At 66.5% G+C, this 17,865-nt stretch carries 22 protein-coding genes; 19 read left to right on the top strand and 3 right to left on the bottom strand.

From position 1 onward, the window contains the following. Positions 1 to 95: 95 nt before the first annotated feature. Positions 96 to 632: an acyloxyacyl hydrolase gene (locus IG196_RS08310; protein WP_225616971.1), complete on the top strand. Its 537-nt coding sequence runs from the start codon at positions 96 to 98 to the stop codon at positions 630 to 632. Here the strand turns inward: IG196_RS08310 and IG196_RS08305 are convergent. Next, positions 629 to 1,369 (bottom strand): AraC family transcriptional regulator, encoded by a 741-nt coding sequence (locus IG196_RS08305; RefSeq protein WP_225616970.1) that lies wholly within the window; start codon positions 1,367 to 1,369, stop codon positions 629 to 631. The genes IG196_RS08310 and IG196_RS08305 overlap by 4 nt on opposite strands. A 152-nt stretch (positions 1,370 to 1,521) precedes the next feature. Here IG196_RS08305 and IG196_RS08300 point away from each other — a divergent pair, with 152 nt between their 5' ends. The 13 genes from IG196_RS08300 (at position 1,522) to IG196_RS08240 (ending at position 12,219) form a co-directional block, all read left to right on the top strand. Beyond that, the gene (locus IG196_RS08300; protein ID WP_192195758.1) at positions 1,522 to 2,712 is read left to right on the top strand and encodes an MFS transporter; all 1,191 of its coding nucleotides are present in this window, start codon (positions 1,522 to 1,524) and stop codon (positions 2,710 to 2,712) included. A gap of 393 nt (positions 2,713 to 3,105) precedes the next feature. After that, positions 3,106 to 3,738 carry a glutathione S-transferase family protein gene (locus IG196_RS08295; protein ID WP_192195757.1) on the top strand — a complete coding sequence of 211 codons (633 nt, stop codon included), beginning with the start codon at positions 3,106 to 3,108 and terminating at the stop codon, positions 3,736 to 3,738. Next, a complete protein-coding gene (locus IG196_RS08290) occupies positions 3,735 to 4,094 on the top strand; it encodes a hypothetical protein (protein ID WP_225616969.1) in 360 nt (119 codons plus the stop codon). The genes IG196_RS08295 and IG196_RS08290 overlap by 4 nt, the downstream gene beginning before the upstream one ends. 41 nt (positions 4,095 to 4,135) lie before the next feature. Next, positions 4,136 to 4,738 (top strand): NAD(P)H:quinone oxidoreductase, encoded by a 603-nt coding sequence (gene wrbA / locus IG196_RS08285; RefSeq protein ID WP_192195756.1) that lies wholly within the window; start codon positions 4,136 to 4,138, stop codon positions 4,736 to 4,738. Between the two features lie 7 nt (positions 4,739 to 4,745). Continuing rightward, entirely contained in the window at positions 4,746 to 5,672 is a 927-nt protein-coding gene (locus tag IG196_RS08280; protein WP_192195755.1) for a pirin family protein, read from the top strand. Positions 5,673 to 5,688: 16 nt separating this feature from the next. Then, a complete protein-coding gene (locus tag IG196_RS08275; protein ID WP_192195754.1) occupies positions 5,689 to 6,075 on the top strand; it encodes an OsmC family protein in 387 nt (128 codons plus the stop codon). Between the two features lie 80 nt (positions 6,076 to 6,155). After that, positions 6,156 to 7,286 carry a bifunctional alpha/beta hydrolase/OsmC family protein gene (locus IG196_RS08270; protein ID WP_192195753.1) on the top strand — a complete coding sequence of 377 codons (1,131 nt, stop codon included), beginning with the start codon at positions 6,156 to 6,158 and terminating at the stop codon, positions 7,284 to 7,286. After that, positions 7,217 to 7,798 (top strand): carboxymuconolactone decarboxylase family protein, encoded by a 582-nt coding sequence (locus IG196_RS08265; protein ID WP_412556372.1) that lies wholly within the window; start codon positions 7,217 to 7,219, stop codon positions 7,796 to 7,798. The genes IG196_RS08270 and IG196_RS08265 overlap by 70 nt, the downstream gene beginning before the upstream one ends. 155 nt (positions 7,799 to 7,953) lie before the next feature. Further along, positions 7,954 to 8,373 carry a cupin domain-containing protein gene (locus IG196_RS08260; RefSeq protein WP_192195751.1) on the top strand — a complete coding sequence of 140 codons (420 nt, stop codon included), beginning with the start codon at positions 7,954 to 7,956 and terminating at the stop codon, positions 8,371 to 8,373. 223 nt (positions 8,374 to 8,596) lie between these two features. Then, positions 8,597 to 9,496 carry a glutathione S-transferase family protein gene (locus IG196_RS08255; protein ID WP_192195750.1) on the top strand — a complete coding sequence of 300 codons (900 nt, stop codon included), beginning with the start codon at positions 8,597 to 8,599 and terminating at the stop codon, positions 9,494 to 9,496. A gap of 8 nt (positions 9,497 to 9,504) precedes the next feature. Further along, a complete protein-coding gene (locus tag IG196_RS08250; RefSeq protein WP_192195749.1) occupies positions 9,505 to 11,187 on the top strand; it encodes an electron transfer flavoprotein-ubiquinone oxidoreductase in 1,683 nt (560 codons plus the stop codon). 89 nt (positions 11,188 to 11,276) lie between these two features. Continuing rightward, positions 11,277 to 11,534 carry a ubiquitin carboxyl-terminal hydrolase 14 gene (locus IG196_RS08245; protein WP_192195748.1) on the top strand — a complete coding sequence of 86 codons (258 nt, stop codon included), beginning with the start codon at positions 11,277 to 11,279 and terminating at the stop codon, positions 11,532 to 11,534. 49 nt (positions 11,535 to 11,583) lie between these two features. After that, positions 11,584 to 12,219 carry a peroxiredoxin-like family protein gene (locus IG196_RS08240; protein ID WP_192195747.1) on the top strand — a complete coding sequence of 212 codons (636 nt, stop codon included), beginning with the start codon at positions 11,584 to 11,586 and terminating at the stop codon, positions 12,217 to 12,219. Positions 12,220 to 12,295: 76 nt separating this feature from the next. Here IG196_RS08240 and IG196_RS08235 read toward each other — a convergent pair whose 3' ends face one another. Beyond that, positions 12,296 to 12,592, bottom strand: a complete 297-nt coding sequence (locus tag IG196_RS08235; RefSeq protein WP_192195746.1) for a hypothetical protein — start codon at positions 12,590 to 12,592, stop codon at positions 12,296 to 12,298. 290 nt (positions 12,593 to 12,882) lie between these two features. Here IG196_RS08235 and IG196_RS08230 point away from each other — a divergent pair, with 290 nt between their 5' ends. From IG196_RS08230 to IG196_RS08210, 5 genes are all read left to right on the top strand, one after another. After that, positions 12,883 to 13,362: a carboxymuconolactone decarboxylase family protein gene (locus IG196_RS08230; protein WP_192195745.1), complete on the top strand. Its 480-nt coding sequence runs from the start codon at positions 12,883 to 12,885 to the stop codon at positions 13,360 to 13,362. A 65-nt stretch (positions 13,363 to 13,427) separates the two neighbouring features. Further along, positions 13,428 to 14,183, top strand: coding sequence for an SDR family oxidoreductase (locus tag IG196_RS08225; protein ID WP_192195744.1), 756 nt, complete (start codon positions 13,428 to 13,430; stop codon positions 14,181 to 14,183). A gap of 81 nt (positions 14,184 to 14,264) precedes the next feature. Next, positions 14,265 to 14,846 carry a YceI family protein gene (locus IG196_RS08220; protein WP_192195743.1) on the top strand — a complete coding sequence of 194 codons (582 nt, stop codon included), beginning with the start codon at positions 14,265 to 14,267 and terminating at the stop codon, positions 14,844 to 14,846. A 39-nt stretch (positions 14,847 to 14,885) separates the two neighbouring features. Then, entirely contained in the window at positions 14,886 to 15,431 is a 546-nt protein-coding gene (locus IG196_RS08215) for an Ohr family peroxiredoxin (protein ID WP_192195742.1), read from the top strand. 59 nt (positions 15,432 to 15,490) lie between these two features. Continuing rightward, positions 15,491 to 16,948, top strand: coding sequence for a catalase (locus IG196_RS08210; protein WP_192195741.1), 1,458 nt, complete (start codon positions 15,491 to 15,493; stop codon positions 16,946 to 16,948). Positions 16,949 to 16,960: 12 nt separating this feature from the next. On the opposite strand, the gene IG196_RS08205 is transcribed toward IG196_RS08210, so the two are convergent. Beyond that, positions 16,961 to 17,848, bottom strand: a complete 888-nt coding sequence (locus IG196_RS08205) for a LysR family transcriptional regulator (RefSeq protein ID WP_192195740.1) — start codon at positions 17,846 to 17,848, stop codon at positions 16,961 to 16,963. Positions 17,849 to 17,865 lie beyond the last annotated feature (17 nt).

Raw genomic sequence — 17,865 nt, 5'->3', positions numbered from 1 at the left:
CGCTGCTCGAAGCACCCGCAAATCAAATGTCCGACCCTACTTTCCACTTCAAACTCCGGCTACCGCAACTGCGTCGCAAGCGACATGGCGCGGCGATGGTCCTTCTCGGTATCGTCGCTTGCATTTCGCTGGTGGCGCGCGCTGACACGCCTGCGCACCACCCCTCTTCCCTCTTCACTCAGTTCGGCTCGGCGCACGGTACCCGTACGCTGACCGCGGGGCTGACCTGGGACCTGCCCTATCGATGGCAACTGGGGCCGGGCGAGCTGAGCAGCTATCTGGAGACCTCTTACGCGTACTGGCGGATCCAGGCGGCAGACCGCGCCGGGCTGTCGCACCTGTCGCAGCTCGCGCTGGTTCCCGTGCTGCGCTACCGCCCTGACGAAGGCTCCTCGCCGTGGTTCTTCGAAACCGGCGTCGGGTTGACCGCCACCTCGTCGCGCTACAGGACCCGGCAAAAGAGCTTCTCGACCAGCTTCAACTTCAGCACGCACCTGGCGGTCGGCCGCAGCTTCGGCGCGCAGCGCGAACACGAGATCGCGCTGCGCCTGGAGCATTTCTCGAACGCAGGCATCAAGCACCCCAACCCCGGTGAGAACTTCCTGCAGCTGCGCTACGCACGCAGGTTCTAGCGGCGCTGCGCGAGATAGCGCGCCGGTGGCTGGCCCATGGCCTTCCTGAACATGGCGATGAAGGCACTCACCGAGTCGTAGCCCAGGTCATTGGCCACCTGCTGCACCGAAAGGCCTGAGGTCAGCCATTGCAGAGCCACGATCAGGCGCAGGCGTTGGCTCCAGCGGCCGAAGGACATGCCCGTTTCGAGCTGCACCAGGCGGGTCAGCGTCCGCTCGCTCATGGCCAGGCGCGACGCCCACTGCGCTGCGGTGGTCCGGTCCGACGGGTCGCGCATCAACGCATCGAGGAGCCGACGCAGGCGCGGCTCCTCCGACACCGGCAGGTACAGGGCCTCGGTCGGCATGCGCACCAGCTCGTCCAGCAGCACGGCATGCAGCCGCTGCGCCCGCGGTTCGCACTGTGGGTCCCCGGCCACGACGACCAGGCGAAGAATGAGTTCGCGAAGCAAGGGGCTGATGCCCAGCGCGCAGCAGGTCGGCGGCATGACCGCGGCAGCGTCTTCAACGAACAGAAAACAGACATTCCCGCCCCGCGACACACGCAGGCTGTGGGGCACGCCGCCGGGAATCCAGAAGCCACCGTGCAGCGGCGCCATCCACAGCGCGCCCGGCACCTCGCAGGTCACGGTGCCGCGCAGCACCATCGCCAACTGTCCTTGCCGATGCTGGTGCGTCGGCAGCTCTTCGGCCAGTGCATGGGCGTGAATGCGCACGGCGGCCACGCGGGCCTGCATCTTGTCGAACTCGAAGGACCAGGGGCCTTGCTCATGCGCATCCCCTGAGTCATGTTGACCGGATTTGCGCATATTCAGTCGGACCACAGGCATTCGAATTGGCGCATCGTCACTAGATTCGACCGTGGCATCCCGCATTTCCTCGGACCTCCATGCATTCTTCTCAACCCGCTGACTCCTCGCCCCGTGCCGCGCTTCTCATCGCCGGCATCCTGCTCATCGCGGCCAGCCTTCGGGCACCGATCACCACGCTCGGGCCCTTGCTCGAACCCGTGCGCGAGAGTTTCGCGCTGAACGCCTCGCAGGCCGGCCTGTTGACGACGCTTCCGCTCCTCGCGTTCGCGCTGGTGTCTCCACTCGCTGCGTCCCTTGCGCACCGGTTCGGCCTGGAGCGCGTGCTCTTCGCGTCGCTGGCGTTTCTGCTTGCCGGTATCGCCGTGCGCTCGGCCGGCACCGTGTCGGCGCTCTATGCGGGGACCTGCGTGATCGGCGGCGCGATCGCCATCGCCAACGTGCTGTTGCCCAGCTTGCTGAAAAGAGACTTTCCTCACCATGTGGCGAAGCTCACGGCCTGCTATGCGCTGGCGATGATCGCCGCCGCTGGCATCGCGTCGGCCGTGGCCGTGCCGCTGGACCATGCGCTGGGCGCCGGGTGGCCCGCCTCGCTGGGCACGGTCGCCGTGCTGCCGCTCGCCGCCGCGTTGCTGTGGTTGCCGCAACTGCGCTTTCGCACCGTCTCGGCTCCGGGCCTTGCCAAGGGGGCGCGGGGCGCATCGGTGTGGAAGGCCTCTCTGGCCTGGCAGGTGGCGGGGTACCTGGGTCTCACCTGCTTCATCTACTTCGCGGCGATTGCATGGCTGCCTTCGATCCTGCAGGAGGCCGGCTTCTCGAGCGCGCGCGCTGGCACGCTGCACGGATGGATGCAACTGGCGGGGGCCGTGCCCGCGCTGTTGTTGATGCCGCTGCTGCATCGCATGCCTGACCAACGCTGGCTCGCCTTCGCCTCGCCCGCGCTGAGTGCCTTTGGCTTGGCGGGCCTGCTGGTCCTGCCTGCACTGACGCCGCTGTGGATCTTCGCCTTCGGCATGGGCATGGGATCGGCACTGATCCTGAGCCTGGCCTTCGTCGGACTGCGCGCCGGCAGCCAGCAAATTGCCGCATCGCTCTCGGGCATGTCGCAGTGCATCGGCTACCTGCTGGCGGCCGTCGGCCCGACCTTGATCGGCTTCCTGCATGAAGCCGCGGGCAACTGGACGATGCCGCTGGCGGTCTGCCTGGTGCTGTGCCTGGCGATGTGCGGACTCGGGCTGTCGGTGGGCCGAGCCGTGCACATCGGCCATTGATACGGCTGCGCCCGAAGCCACACAGCCCGCGGGCTGCATGTGCGCCACGGCCCGCTGCGCGCCGCTCAGGACCTTCACGTCGCTGTCCGATTCGCCGGGCTCGATGGGCGGCATGCGTGCTCCAGGTGTCGGGGTTCACAGGGATCGTAGAAGCACCTCGTCGACCGCGGTAGGTGCCATGGCGTGACCGCGGTGTTGCCCTGCGCGCACCAATGCGCCGCGCACCGTCACCGCGATTGGTGCGCCCGCGACAACACGGTGCACCCCGGCAAATGCCTACCGCCTCTGCGCACGCCTGCCTAGCATCGACTCGTTCGCCAGCCCCTCCTTCACGACGCGAGGCCGACCGCCCCGCCGAAAGCGAAGAACTCACTTCAAACCAACGGATTCCTCATGAAGCTCTATCACATGCCCGGCGCATGCTCCCTCGCCGACCTGATCGTTCTCCAGTGGATCGGCGCAGACCACGAGCCCGTGCGCATGAGCCTGGAAAGCATCAAGTCGCCCGACTACCTTGCCATCAACGCGGGCGGCACCGTGCCGCTGCTGGCACACGGCGACCTGACGCTCACCGAGAACGTCGCCATCCTCGGCTACCTGGCGGACCTGTACCCCGAGGCGCGCCTGCTGGGCGACGGCTCGCCGCGCGCCCGCGCCGAGGTCATGCGCTGGCTGGGCTTTCTCAACTCGGATGTGCACAAGGCCTTCAAGCCGATCTTCGTGCCCCAGCGTTTCCTGAAGGACGCGGCGATGGCGCCCGTGCTGGCCGACAACGCGCGCGGCCATGTGCGCGACTATCTCGCGCGACTCGATGACCAACTCGAAGGGCGCGACTGGCTCACCGGCGAACGTTCCATCGCCGACCCGTACCTCTTCGTGCTCTCGCGCTGGTCGGCCGCCAAGAAGGTCGACATGCAGGGACTGGACAACCTCGCACGCTTCGTCCGCATGATGGACGGCGACGCCGGCGTGCAAGCCGCGCTGGACGCAGAGCGCGATATGCCGCAGCAAGCCGGAACGCCATGAGACTTTCGCTGGCCGCTCCCCCCCAATCCTGCGAACCGCGTTGCGCCACCTCGGGCGCGCTCGCCCGCTGGTACGCCGAACAGCCTGCCGTGCGGCGGCTGTGGGCCGTCCAGGCGACCGACGAGCCCATGCTGCGCGTCATCGTCATGCTGGAACCCTCGCTGGACGGCGACGAGATCAGCCCCGCCTGGATGGCGCACGGCAGCCGTTGGGCGCGCGATCTGCGCGAACGGCTGGCCGGCACCGTGCAACTGGAACGCATCGACGGGCCGTTGCCCGACGAGTTCGAGATCGAAGGCGAAGGTGCCGTACTTGCGGCGCTGTGCTGGCGCGATTCGACCGCGCCCGACGCCTGAACCCTTTCCCTTTTCCCTCACACCACACCCGGACCTTCACCATGAGCAAAGTTCTCGTTCTCTACTACAGCATGTACGGCCACCTCGAAACGATGGCCCACGCGATCGCCGATGGCGCGCGATCGGTCGAAGGCTGCGAAGTAGCCCTCAAGCGCGTGCCCGAGACCATGCCGGCCGACGCGTTCCGCCAGGCCGGCGGCAAGGCCGATCAAGCGGCACCGATTGCCACGGTGGCGGAGTTGCCGGACTACGACGCGATCATCTTTGGCGCACCCACGCGCTTCGGCAACATCGCCGGGCAGATGCGCACCTTCCTCGACCAGACCGGTGGCCTGTGGGCCTCGGGCGCGCTCATCAACAAGATCGGCAGCGCCTTCACCTCGACAGGCACGCAGCATGGCGGACAGGAAACTACCCTCGTGTCGCTGCATTCGACGCTGCTGCATCACGGCATGTTGGTCGCTGGCGTGCCGTACTCGTGCACAGGCCTGACGAACATGGCCGAGATCACCGGCGGTTCGCCCTACGGCGCCGCCACGCTGGCCGGCTCCGACGGCAAGCGCACGCCCTCGGACAACGAGCTGTCGATCGCCCGCTTCCAGGGTGAACACGTGGCGCGGCTCGCGGCGCGCCTGGCAGGCTGAGACTGCCATGTCCACTCGCCAGAGTGAAGTCGCTGGTGTCGAGGCCGTCATCCTGCCGCCAGTGCGCGATCTCGGAGACGGGTTCAAGGTTCGGCGTGCCTTGCCGTCGGCGCACCGGCGGATGGTCGGGCCGTTCATCTTCTTCGACCACATGGGACCTGCGACCTTCGCCGCTGGCCAGGCCTTCGACGTGCGACCGCACCCACACATCGGTCTGGCCACGGTCACGTACCTGATCGCGGGCGAGATCACGCACCGCGACGGCCTGGGCAACGTGCAGGTCATCCGCCCGGGCGAGGTCAACTGGATGACCGCGGGTTCAGGCATCGTCCACTCCGAGCGCACGCCCCCCACGCAGCGCCGGGCCGGCGCGTCGCTCTTCGGCATCCAGGCCTGGGTGGCGCTTCCGACAGCGCACGAGGAGGCCGAGCCGGGCTTCTTTCATCACGCCGCCACGACCATTCCCCGCACGGCATCGGAGGGCGCCACATTGACGCTGATCGCCGGACGCAGCGATGGTCTGGTATCACCGGTGCGCACGTACTCCGACATGGTGTACGCCGACATCGTGCTCGAGGACGCCGCGCGCTACCAGGTGAAGGCAGAGCACATGGAGCGCGCGGTCTATGTGGTGTCAGGCGCCCTCGAGGTCATTGGCCAAGCCGGCCGCTTCGAAGCCGGAGAACTCGTGGTTTTCAAGGCCGACGCCGAACTCGTGTTGCGCGCGGCCGGCGCTGCGCGGCTGATGCTGATTGGTGGGGAGCCGTTTGCCGAGCCACGGCACATCGAGTGGAACTTTGTCTCTTCTCGCGCCGAGCGCATCGCACAGGCCAAGGACGACTGGCGTGCACAGCGCTTTGCGGGCGTACCCGGCGACAGCGAATTCATCCCCCTGCCTGCGGACACGCCGCCCGCAGGCTCCGCTTCGGCGTGAAGAAAGAGGCTCGATCATGGCCCAAGGCACAGCGCGCATCGGACGCGACCACTACCGCACGCAGATCGACCTGGCCAGCGGCCAAACGCTCGTCTCGGACGAGCCCTCCGTTCTTGGCGGCGAAGGCGCCGGAGCCACGCCCTACGAACTGGTGATCGCCGGCCTGGGGGCATGCACCGCCATCACGCTGCGCATGTATGCCGATCTCAGGAGCTGGCCCCTCGAATCGGTGCAGGTCGACCTGCACCTGTCCCGGGTAGACAACGCCATGGCGATCGAAAGATCGCTGCGCCTGCTCGGTGTGGACGACGCCCAGAAGGCGCGCCTGGTCGACATCGCCGAGCGAACCCCGGTGACCCTGACGCTCAAGGCCGGCATCCCGATCCGAACGCATCTGCTCTAGACACAGGAACTCGCCCCGTGCCAACACGCCCCTTCGAAGTCATCAATGCCCAGGGACACCGCCTGTCAGGCAGCCTCGAAATGCCCGAGGGCATTCAGCGGGGTTGGGCGCTTTTCGCGCACTGTTTCACCTGCGGCAAGAACAACCTCGCGGCCGTGCGCATCGCTCGCGCGCTGGCCAGCGCGGGTATCGGCGTACTTCGCTTCGATTTCACCGGGCTGGGTGACAGCGAGGGCAGCTTCGCCGATGCGAGCTTCTCGCTGAACGTGCAGGACCTCGTGTGCGCCGCCGATGCCATGAAAGCCGCCGGCATGCCGGCGCGCCTGCTCATCGGTCACAGCCTGGGCGGCTCCGCCGTGCTCGCCGCGGCAGGCCGCATCGCGACCGCGCGAGCGATTGCGACCATTGCCGCGCCGTTCGATGTGGCCCAGGTGCTGCACCTGCTGGACCCGGCGGGTCTTGCGCGCCTGGAGACCGAGGGGCATGCGCTGGTCCAGGTGGTCGGACGGCCCATGGCGGTGGGCAGGGCCTTCGTGGACGACTTGCGCGCACACGACCCGGGTGCGCGCATCGCGGCACTGCATCGGCCGCTGCTGCTGCTGCACGCGCCGCAGGACCGGACGGTCGACATCGAGAACGCCACGCGCATCTTTCTGGCAGCAAGGCACCCGAAGAGTTTCGTCTCGCTCGATGATGCGGACCATCTGCTGTCCAAGCGCGAAGACGCCGAACAGGTCGCGCACCTCATCGCGACCTGGGCGGCCCCCTACCTGCCCGAGCCGCCCGCCGGGCACCCCATCGCGGCGGATGCCGAGGCCGAAGAAACGGGCTTAGGCAAATTCCAACTCGCGCTGCGCTCGGGCGGCTCGCGCTGGCTCGCCGACGAACCCGCCACGGTGGGCGGGCTCGGTTCAGGACCGACACCCTACAACCTCCTGTCGTCCGCGCTCGCCGCCTGCACGACCATGACGCTGCGCCACTACGCCGACAGCAAGGGCTGGCCGGTCGCGCGCATCCGCACCGCGGTGAGCCACCGAAAGGACAAGTCGGCCGCCCCGCCCGATGTCTTCAGCCGCCGGGTGTCCATCGAGGGCACCCTCACGCAAGCGCAACGCGAGGAGCTTCTTGAAATGGCGCAGCGATGCCCCGTACACCGAACGCTCGAAGCGGGCGCGCGTTTCGAGCCTGTGGAAGGGGAGCCCCCGGCATGAGCGAGGCGCCGCGCCAAGCAAGCACACACCGCCTTGCGACACCCGAAGGTCCCCTGCGGAGCCCGCCTTCCTCCCACGAAGCGGCCGCAGATCTCATTCATCGGTGCGTCGAACGCAGCGGCCTATGCATGGGCTTGGTCGGGCTGGCCAAGCTGCGTGTCGCCCAGGTTCATGGATGCGACGCGCGCATCGACGCCCACTTCCTGTCGCTGATCGATGCGGGCTTTTCGATCGACAAGCTCGTGCTGGTGGCCGATTGGCGCGAAGCGGGCACGGGGCTGCGGCCGCAGGAGCAGACCGCGCTCGCATGGGCGGAGGCGCTGGCGCGGCGAGGCACGACACCCGCTCACGATGCGCTCTGCCAGGAAGTCCTCGCGCTGATAGGGCAAGAAGCGCTGGTAGGCCTGAGCCTTGCCATCGCGCTGGAGAACGCACTGAGCCAGCCGAACCGCAAGCCTGCACAAGGCGACCGACGCCAGCGACCGCTGCATCAGGGAAAGGACCAACGATGACTGCACTCGTCGCTGCGGCTGGTGCCGGGGCACCAGGACGTGCTGCCAACGCCCGATTGGTGCCTTGCAGACAACACCGTGATCCATCGCACAGGCCTACCGCACCCCAGGACCCGATCCTACGATTCATCCATCGCATCAACAAAGGCAAGACCATGACCAAGATCGCAAGAAGCCTCGGGCTCACATTCCTGCTCGCCGCAGGCGCTGCCCTGTCACAGCACGCCGCCGCGCACGGCGGGCCCAAGGACGCCAAGGTGACGCCGCTGCTGACCCAGGAGATGAAGGACATCCCCGGCAAGGAAGTGCTGATGATCACGGTGGACTATCCGCCCGGCGCCGCCGACCCCGTGCATCGTCATGACGCCCACAGCTACGTGTACGTGCTCGAAGGCTCGATCGTGATGGGCGTCAAAGGCGACAAGGAAGTCACACTCAAGCCCGGCGACACTTTCTACGAAGGCCCCGACGACATCCACACCGTCGGGCGCAACGCAAGCAAGACCAAACCTGCGAAGTTCGTCGTCATGCTCGTGAAGAACAAGGGCGCCGAGTTCTTTATTCCAGTGAAATAACCCACCGGTTGCATTCCACCCGCCGCAACGAAGATGACGGGTGTCAGATCGCCGAGGCGGCTGTAATGAGGCGTGCACTTTCCACCCGTTCGTGCACGGGACAGACTCACGTCGGCGCGGTGTCCCCGCGTAAATCCGACCAGCAACACGGCGACGCGGCGGGTGGAAGGCATCCCTTGCTTCCTGCAACAGGAAGCCGGCACACGCATACAGGACCCCCGCCATGAAACTCTTCTACATGCCAGGCGCCAGTGCGCTGGCCGATCACATCGTGCTCGAGTGGTCCGGCCAGCCGTACGAGACGGTGCGCATGGACCGCCACAGCATCAAGACGCCGGAGTACCTGGCGCTCAACCCGACGGGCACAGTACCGCTGCTTGTGGATGGCGACTTCACGCTGACCGAGAACGTCGCCATCCTTGGCTACCTTGCGGACCTGCATCCGCAGCTGCAGCTGGCTGGCGACGGTTCGCCGCGCGCGCGGGCGGAGGTGATGCGCTGGCTCGGTTTCCTGAACTCCGATGTGCACAAGGCGTTCAGGCCGATCTTCTTTCCCGAGCGCTACCTGCCGGACGACGGCCAGGCGGCGCGACTGGCTGCCACTGCGCGCAGCCACGTGCGCGAGTACCTCGCGCGGCTCGATGCGCAACTCGCCGGACGCGCATGGCTCACGGGCCAGCGCTCCATCGCCGATGCCTATCACTTCGTGATGCTGCGCTGGGCCATCGGCACGAAGGTCGGCTTGCACGGCTTGGACCACCTGACGGCCTTCGTTCGCCGCATGCATGCCGATGAAGGCGTGCATGCGGCGCTCGTGATGGAGGAAGGGCTGGCGCCGCGTACCCAACATGCGGGCAGCGCCCCGGATCAGCTGATGCGCCTGAACGAACGAATCCGCGACAACCTGGCCACCACACTGGCTGCCGAAGTGGTCGGCGTGGTCGAGTACAGCGAAGGCGACGGCCCCGAGCTCGAAGTGCGCCGTGGTCTCGTGCAGGTCGAAGTCGCCCGGATGGACACAGTCTTCAGCTGGCAGGACGAGAACTACCGCGCGCAGGCGGCCATTCCGTTCCAGAACTTCTCGCGTTACGTCAGCAATGGCGCGATCCGGCTCGACCTCTAGGCCCCTCCATGACCCCAGCCCCGGCCCCCTCCGAGCCGTCCGTGCCCGTACCACGTGAGTCGATGGACTACGACGTCGTCATCGTGGGCGGTGGACCCGCCGGCATGGCGGCGGCCATCCGAATCAAGCAGATCGATGCAGGCCTCTCGGTCGCGGTGCTCGAAAAAGGCAGCGAGCCCGGTGCGCACACGCTCTCAGGCGCCGTGATGGACCCTCGCGCCATCGACGAGCTGCTGCCCGACTGGCGCACCCTGGGCGCGCCCCTGAGTCAACCGGTCACGCGCGACGAGTTCCTGTTCCTTGGCAAGCAACGTGCGATGCGCACGCCCCGTTTCCTGACACCGCAGTGCTTTCGCAACGAAGGCAACTTCGTCGTGCGCCTCGGCCTGCTGGTCAAGTGGCTGGCTGCGCACGCGGAGAGCCTTGGCGTCGAGATCTTCGCGGGCTTTGCGGCGACTGAGATCCTCTACGACCCGCAAGGACGCGTGGCGGGCGTGGCTACCGGAAACATGGGTGTAGGCCGCGACGGCGAGCCGACGGCCGCGTTCCAGCCCGGCGTCGAGCTTCGGGGCAAGTACACGATCTTTGCCGAGGGCGCGCGCGGACAGCTCGGACGGCAATTGATCGCCAGGTTCGGGCTGGACGCAGGGCGGGATGCGCCCAGCTACGCCATCGGCCTGAAGGAGCTGTGGGAAGTCGCCCCTTCCCGCGCCGAACCGGGCCTGGTCGTGCACACCGCAGGCTGGCCCATGGACCGCGAAACGTTCGGCGGCGGCTTTCTCTATCACCTCGACGGCAACCAGCTGGCGCTGGGCTTTGTCCTCGGGCTCGACTATCGCAACCCCTGGCTGAGCCCGTTCGAAGAGTTCCAGCGCTGGAAGACGCACCCAGCAATCCGCCGGCATCTCGATGGCGGCAAGCGCATCGGCTACGGCGCACGGGCCATCAACAACGGCTTGCCGCAGAGCCTGCCGCGCACCGTGTTTCCCGGTGGTGCGCTGGTCGGTTGCGAGGCGGGCTATCTGAACGCCGCGCGCATCAAGGGCAGCCATGCGGCCCTCAAGACCGGCATGCTGGCAGCGGAAGCCGCCTGCGCGGCGCTGCACGCCGGGCGTTCGGGCGACGAACTTGCGGACTATCCGCGCGCCTTCGAAGGCAGCTGGCTGCGCACGGAGCTGCACCAGTCCCGCAACTTCAAGCTGTGGTTCAAGAAGGGCTCGCTCGCCGGCACGCTGATGACCGGCGTCGAGCAGTGGCTCATGCCCAAGCTGGGCATTGCCGCGCCGCCCTGGACGCTGCACAACACGCGCCCGGACCACGCGAGCCTGCGGCCTGCGGACCAATGCGAGCCCATCGCGTATCCGAAGCCGGACGGCGTGCGCAGCTTCGACCGCCTGAGCTCGGTCTATCTGAGCAACACGCACCATGCGGAAGACCAGCCGGTACACCTGACGCTGCGCGATGCGGCGGTGCCGGTCGACGTCAACTTGCGCATGTACGCCGGCCCCGAAAGCCGCTACTGCCCCGCCGGCGTCTACGAGTTCCTGCAGAACGACAAGGGCGAGGACCGGCTGCAGATCAATGCGCAGAACTGCATCCATTGCAAGACCTGCGACATCAAGGACCCGACCCAGAACATCGTGTGGATCGCGCCCGAAGGGGGCGACGGTCCCACCTATGCATCCATGTAGATCGACCTGTTCGCCGCCGGCGAACGCCAAGGAGCCCATGCCATGAAGATCCCCCTCCCCTTGCCATCGTCCCAGCCGCAGGTGCGCGCATGACCGCCGGCTGCACGCACTTGGCCCAGATCCGCCCCGTCACGCCGAACACCAATGGATGCGAGGAATGCCTGCGCACCGGCGGCCGCTGGGTTCACTTGCGCATGTGCCTGACCTGCGGGCACGTCGGGTGTTGCGACTCGTCCCAGGGAAAGCACGCGACCGAACATTTCCACGAGACCGGCCATCCGGTCGTGCAGTCTGTAGAGCCCGGCGAATCCTGGCGATGGTGCTATGTCGACAAGCAGCTTGTCTGAGCCTCGGCTGCGATGCGATCGATCTCCACCTACTTTTCAGAGCCTTCCCATGAGCCCGCAACTTTCCGATTTTGATCACAACGACACCGCCGATGCGGTGTTCGACGCCACGGGCATCGCTGCCCGCGCCAAGCGCGCCGGCGACCTGGCGGCTGACGCGACTCTGCCGGACGGCTCTGGCCGCCTGGTTCGTCTGTCGGACGTGTGGCGCAAGGGACCGCTCGTGCTGGTCTTCTACCGCGGCGGCTGGTGCGGCTACTGCAGCCTCCAGCTGCGGGCCTGGCATCAGCGCGCAGACGAGCTGGCACGACTCGGTGCCACGCTGCTGGCGATCTCGCCGCAGACGCCCGACCACTCGATGCGCACGGCCGAGGACAACCAGCTCGCGTTTACCGTGCTCAGCGATTCGAACCTCGAGGCCGCCAATGGCTTCGAGCTGGCCTTCACGCTGCCGCCCGAGCTTGTGAACTTCTACGGTTCGGTGGGCACCGACATTCCCGTGCTGAACGGCAATGGCTTGTGGGTTCTGCCAGTTCCGGCGACCTATGTGATTGACGAGGAAGGCCGCATCCGTTTCGCCCACATCGAGGAAGACATTCGAAAGCGCGCGGAGCCGGCCGATGTGCTGCACGTCATCGCAGACATGGTGAACGCCCGTGCTCTTTCGGTGGCGACCGGCAGCTGACCGCTGCAGCGCCCCAATGCGATGAAGCCCGCCAAGGACTGGCAGGCTTCCTTCGCTCGGACCCAACGTGCGTGGCTCAGTTGGGCGTGCCGCCGGGGACGGGCTTGCGGCGATTCGGCTTGCGCGCGTCGCGCGTCTGGTGGCGCTTCTCACCGGCGACGGCGGCCCTGTCCGTTCCGATCGCGCCTCCTTCGGCGGTCTTGTCCGTGTCGCCCGTGGGTGGGGCGATCTTGCCCTGCGTCTTGGCCGCCACCCTGGCCTGCGCGCGTACCTGTGGCTTGCTGTCGGTGATGGGCTGGTTCTCCGCCGATTGTGCGAAGACGCTCGCCGCGGCCAGGAAGGCGGCGGTCATGACGGTGATGTGCTTGAACATGGGATTGGCTTTCCGAAAGTGAATGGGATGACGCCGCGTTGGCCCGGGCGCCCCAAAAAATTCTAGGACGCGGTCTCGCCGCTTTTCACTTTCGACTGGTGCCATTTCGGAAACATGCCGAGTCCCCCGCGGGATTGTTGCGCGTGGGGCAACACCGTGAGGCCTCGCGCGTGGCTACCGGTCGCGACCTCCCGAACCTACGCTACGTCCCTGTCTAAGCGATCTTCGCAAACGGACGACTCAGCCGATTCTGAGTCCAGGCATGCGCCACCCATTCCCAGGAGCCAGTCATGACCCAACGTGTCAACTATGTCGAGCAGTCGCCCGAACTCTTCAAGAAGTTCGTCGAGTTCCTCAATGCCATCAAGGAGGGCGCGATCGAAGAGCCGCTTCGCAACCTCGTGTCGATCCGCACGTCGCAGCTCAACGGCTGCACCTTCTGCCTGGACATGCACGTCAAGCAGGCCAAGATCCAGGGCGAGCGCGAGCTGCGCCTGTACCACCTGGCCGCATGGCGCGAATCGACGCTGTTCATCCCGCGCGAGCGTGCGGCGCTGGCCTGGACCGAAGTGCTGACCAAGCTGCCCGAGCAAGGCGTGCCCGACGACATCTACGAGCGCGTGCGCACACAGCTGTCGGAAAAGGAAATCTCCGATCTCACCTTCCTCGTCATGTCGACGAACGCCTGGAGCCGTCTGAACATCGCCTTCAAGAGCGTGCCCGGCGCCTCCGACAAGGTCTTCGGCCTGGACAAGGCGAAGCTCGCCTGAGCCCCGCTGGCAGGAACCGTTTCCCATCAACCACCCTGCCCCTTGCGGGCTACAAGGAAATCATCATGAAGATCGTTGTCATCGGCGGCTCGGGCCTCATCGGTTCGAAGGTCGTCAGCAAGCTGCGCGACGCCGGCCATGAGGTCGTCGCCGCATCGCCTGCCTCGGGCGTGAACACCATCACCGGCGAAGGCCTGGCCGAGGCCCTGCAAGGCACGCAGGTGGTGCTGGACGTGGCGAACTCGCCTTCGTTTGAGGACAAGGCCGTGCTCGAGTTCTTCGAAACCTCGGGACGCAACCTGCTGGCCGCGGAAGCCGTGGCCGGCGTGAAGCACCATGTGGCGCTGTCGGTGGTCGGCACCGATCGCCTTTCCGAGAGTGGCTACTTCCGCGGCAAGATCGCGCAGGAGAAGCTGATCCGCGAATCGAAGATTCCGTACACCATCGTCCATTCGACCCAGTTCTTCGAGTTCCTCGGCGGCATCGCTCAGTCGGGCACCGACGGCGACATCGTGCACCTCTCGCCGGCCTTCGTGCAACCGATCGCATCGGATGACGTCGCCGCCGCCGTCGCGGACTACACCCTCGGCAACCCCGTGAACGGTGTGGTCGAGATTGCGGGCCCAGAGCGTGTTCGCTTGTCCGATCTGGTGCAGCGTTTTCTCGCCAAGACCAACGATCCGCGCAAGGTCGTCCAGGACGTGCACGCGCGTTACTTCGGCGCGGAACTGAAGGACGACACGCTCGTGCCGGGCCCCAACCCGCGCATCGGTGCGCTCAACTTCGAAGCCTGGTACGCGCTGCCCAAGCCCGCACGCTGACACGAAGCCCGCCCTCGGCCGCGCCCCGACGCGACCGGGGGCTGCTGCCCCAAGGCTCCCCTCCCCCTCCTGGTGAACCCCATGCCCGACAGCCCCCAGCGCTCCACATTCGCCTCATCGAACCTGGCTGACGTCAGCCGCGGGCGCTATGTCATCGATCCCGTCCATTCGCATGTGCTGTTCAGCGTGTCGCACTTCGGCATCTCGACCTACCACGGCGAATTCATCGCGCCTGCCGGCACACTCGACATTCCACTGTCAGCAAATGGCAGCCAGACACGCCTGGCGGTGTCCGTACCGGTCGCCAACGTGAGAACGACGAGCCGGATCCTCGACGACGAACTCAGAAGCCGCGAGTGGCTCGATGGTGAGCGGTTTCCATCGATCGCGTTCGATTTCGCTGCGCCTCTTTCCCTGTCCGAAAATTCGTTTCAGGTGGCTGGCGCACTCACCTTGCACGGCGTGACGCGCAACGTCACGTTCGACGTGAGCTTTGTCGGCGCCGGCATGAATCCGGTTAAGCAGGTTTACACGATCGGGTTCGACATCCGGGGGCGCATTCGCCGCAGCGAGTACGGCGTCACCACCGCGCTTCCGATGATTGGCGACGAACTCGGCCTCGTCATCAGCGCGGCCTTCGAACTCGAAGTTTCGGCGGCCTGAGCGCAGCGCTCCTCTCCTCGAATTGAACGGAAGCCTGGAATGCCCACGCAGAAAGAAAAAGCCGGCGCCGTCGCAGCGAAAGCGGCGCAACGCGGCCGATTGCACCCGCCTCCTGTCGCGCTGCTCGACAGGTACAAGGGGCAGGAATTCGACCCGATCTATTCGACGGTCGTCACAGTGAGCGGCGGCGAAGCCGAACACGGACGGGCTTCGGGCGTGGCGCGCTCTGACGACGGCAACCTGAACGTGCAGCTTCGCCTTCCCACCGCCCTGGGCGGCAACGGCGACGGCACCAACCCGGAGCAGCTGTTTGCAGCAGCGTACGCCGCGTGCTTCCATGGAGCCTTGAACCTGCTGGCCGCGAAAAGAAGGATTCCGGTTCACGACGCCAACGTGCAGATGTCCGTCGCTTTCGGTCGCGACCCCGTCGACGGGCTGTTCATGCTCACGGCCGATGTCCGGATTCACTTGCCCGACGTCGAAAAAAGCGTCGCCGAGGAACTGGTGCGCAGCACCGAGAGGTTCTGTCCGTACGCCAAGATGGCGCGCAACGGCATCACCACCATCGTGGCACTGGCGACCTAGGAGTCTCCCCTCCGCGCCCCCTCGACGGCGCATCCATACCTTGCCTCGAGAAGTACTTCATGAGCAATCCCTCCGACACGCCGCGCAAGACGCCGCTGACCACTGCCTTCGGCGCCCCCGTGGTCGACAACCAGAACAGCCTCACCGCCGGCCCGCGAGGTCCCCTGCTGATGCAGGACGTGTGGCTGCTCGAGAAGCTCGCCAACTTCAATCGCGAGGTCATCCCCGAGCGCCGCATGCATGCCAAGGGCTCGGGCGCCTTCGGCACCTTCACCGTCACGCACGACATCACGAGGTTCACGCGCGCCAAACTCTTCAGCGCCGTGGGCAAGAAGACCGAGATGTTCGCCCGCTTCACCACCGTGGCCGGCGAACGCGGCGCGGCCGATGCCGAGCGCGACATCCGCGGTTTCGCGCTCAAGTTCTACACCGAAGAAGGCAACTGGGACCTGGTGGGCAACAACACGCCCGTGTTCTTCCTGCGTGACCCGCGCAAGTTTCCGGACCTGAACAAGGCCGTGAAGCGCGACCCCAAGACCAACCTGCGCAGCGCCACCAACAACTGGGACTTCTGGACCCTGCTGCCCGAGGCGCTGCACCAGGTCACCATCGTGATGAGCGACCGCGGCATTCCCGCGAGCTACCGGCACATGCACGGCTTCGGCTCGCACACCTACAGCTTCATCAATGCGGCCAACGAGCGCTTCTGGGTCAAGTTCCACTTCAGGACGCAGCAGGGCATCAAGAACCTCACCGATGCCGAGGCTTCGGCCCTCGTGGGCGGCGACCGCGAAAGCCACCAGCGCGACCTGTTCGATTCGATCGGCCGCGGCGACTTTCCCAAGTGGACTTTGTACGTGCAGGTCATGGCCGAAGCTGATGCACAGAAGGTGCCCTACCACCCCTTCGACCTCACTAAGGTCTGGCCCAAGAAGGACTACCCGCTGATCGAAGTGGGCGTCATGGAGCTCAACCGCAACCCCGAGAACTTCTTCGCCGACGTGGAGCAGAGCGCCTTCGCGCCGGGCAACCTGGTGCCGGGCATCGGCGTGTCGCCCGACAAGATGCTGCAGGCGCGCCTGTTCGCATACTCGGACGCGCAGCGCTACCGCCTGGGCGTGAACCATCACCAGATTCCGGTGAATGCAGCGCGCTGCCCGGTGCACAGCAACCACCGTGACGGCACCATGCGCGTCGATGGCAACTATGGCGGCACGCCCCACTACGAGCCCAACAGCTTCGGCCAGTGGCAGGAACAACCCGACCACCGCGAGCCGCCGCTGAAGTTGCGCGGTGACGCGGACTTCTGGAACTTCCGCGAGGACGATGCCGACTACTACAAGCAGCCCGGCGACCTGTTCCGCCTGATGAGCCCCGCGCAGCAACACGTGCTGTTCGACAACACGGCGCGCGCAATGGGCGATGCCCCGGAGTTCATCAAGCGTCGCCACATCGACAACTGCACCCGGGCCGATCCGGCCTACGGCGCGGGCGTGGCAAAGGCGCTGGGTCTGTAAGGCCGCGCTGCCTCAGGACAGACGCTCGAGCTGCGCCGCGAGGAACTCGATGAACAGCCGCGCGCGCGCCGGTGCCTGGCGCCCGAAGGCATGCAGGGCCGAGATCGTCACACGCGGCAACGGCTGCGATGGCAGCACGGGCACCAGTCGACCGGCATCGATGTCGTCCTGCACGAACAGGCGCAGGATCTGCACGATGCCCAGGTCGCCGAGCGCCGCGATGCGCAGTGCGACGCTGTTGTCCGTATCGAACACGCCGGGCGGGTTCAACACGGTGCCATCGGCAAAGCGGATCGGAAAGGCCTTGCCGCCCAGCATGTAGCGCACATGCGCGTGGCTGTGCAGAGCCTCGATCGACGCGGGCGTGCCGCGACGCGCCAGGTAGCCGGGCGACGCCACCAGCACGAGCGACAGGTCAGCGAGGCGTCGCGCGGTGAGGTCGGAGTCCGCCACATCCCCTGCGCGGATGGCGATGTCGTAACCCTCGCGGATCAGGTCAACGTGGCGATCGGCCAGGCTCATTTCCAGCTTCAACTCCGGGTGCCCGGGCAGGAACTTGCCGACCACGGGTTCCAGCAAGATGCGCCCCAGGTCACCGGGTGCGGTGATGCGCAACAAGCCCCGCGCCATGCCGACTGGCTGCATCACGTCACTGGCCTCGTCGAGCGCGCGCAGCAACGGCGCGATGCGTTCGTAGTACGCGGCCCCCTCCTGCGTGAGCGACAACAGCCGCGTCGAGCGCTGGAAAAGGCGAACGCCGAAGCGCTGCTCCAACCGCGCCACGCCCTTGGAAACCGCCGATGGTGAGGTGCCCAGCACCCGCGCGGCCGCACTGAACGAGCCGGCCTCGACAGCAGTGGCAAAGGCCATCAATCCGGGTGCGTGAGCTAGAACATTCATTGAAGACTCCGAGGCAC

This window comes from Variovorax sp. 38R, from assembly GCF_014843395.1.
In the GTDB taxonomy this organism is placed as follows: domain Bacteria; phylum Pseudomonadota; class Gammaproteobacteria; order Burkholderiales; family Burkholderiaceae_C; genus Variovorax; species Variovorax paradoxus_H.
Note: the sequence above shows the minus strand (reverse complement) of the source record. Positions and strands in the feature narration are given on the sequence as shown.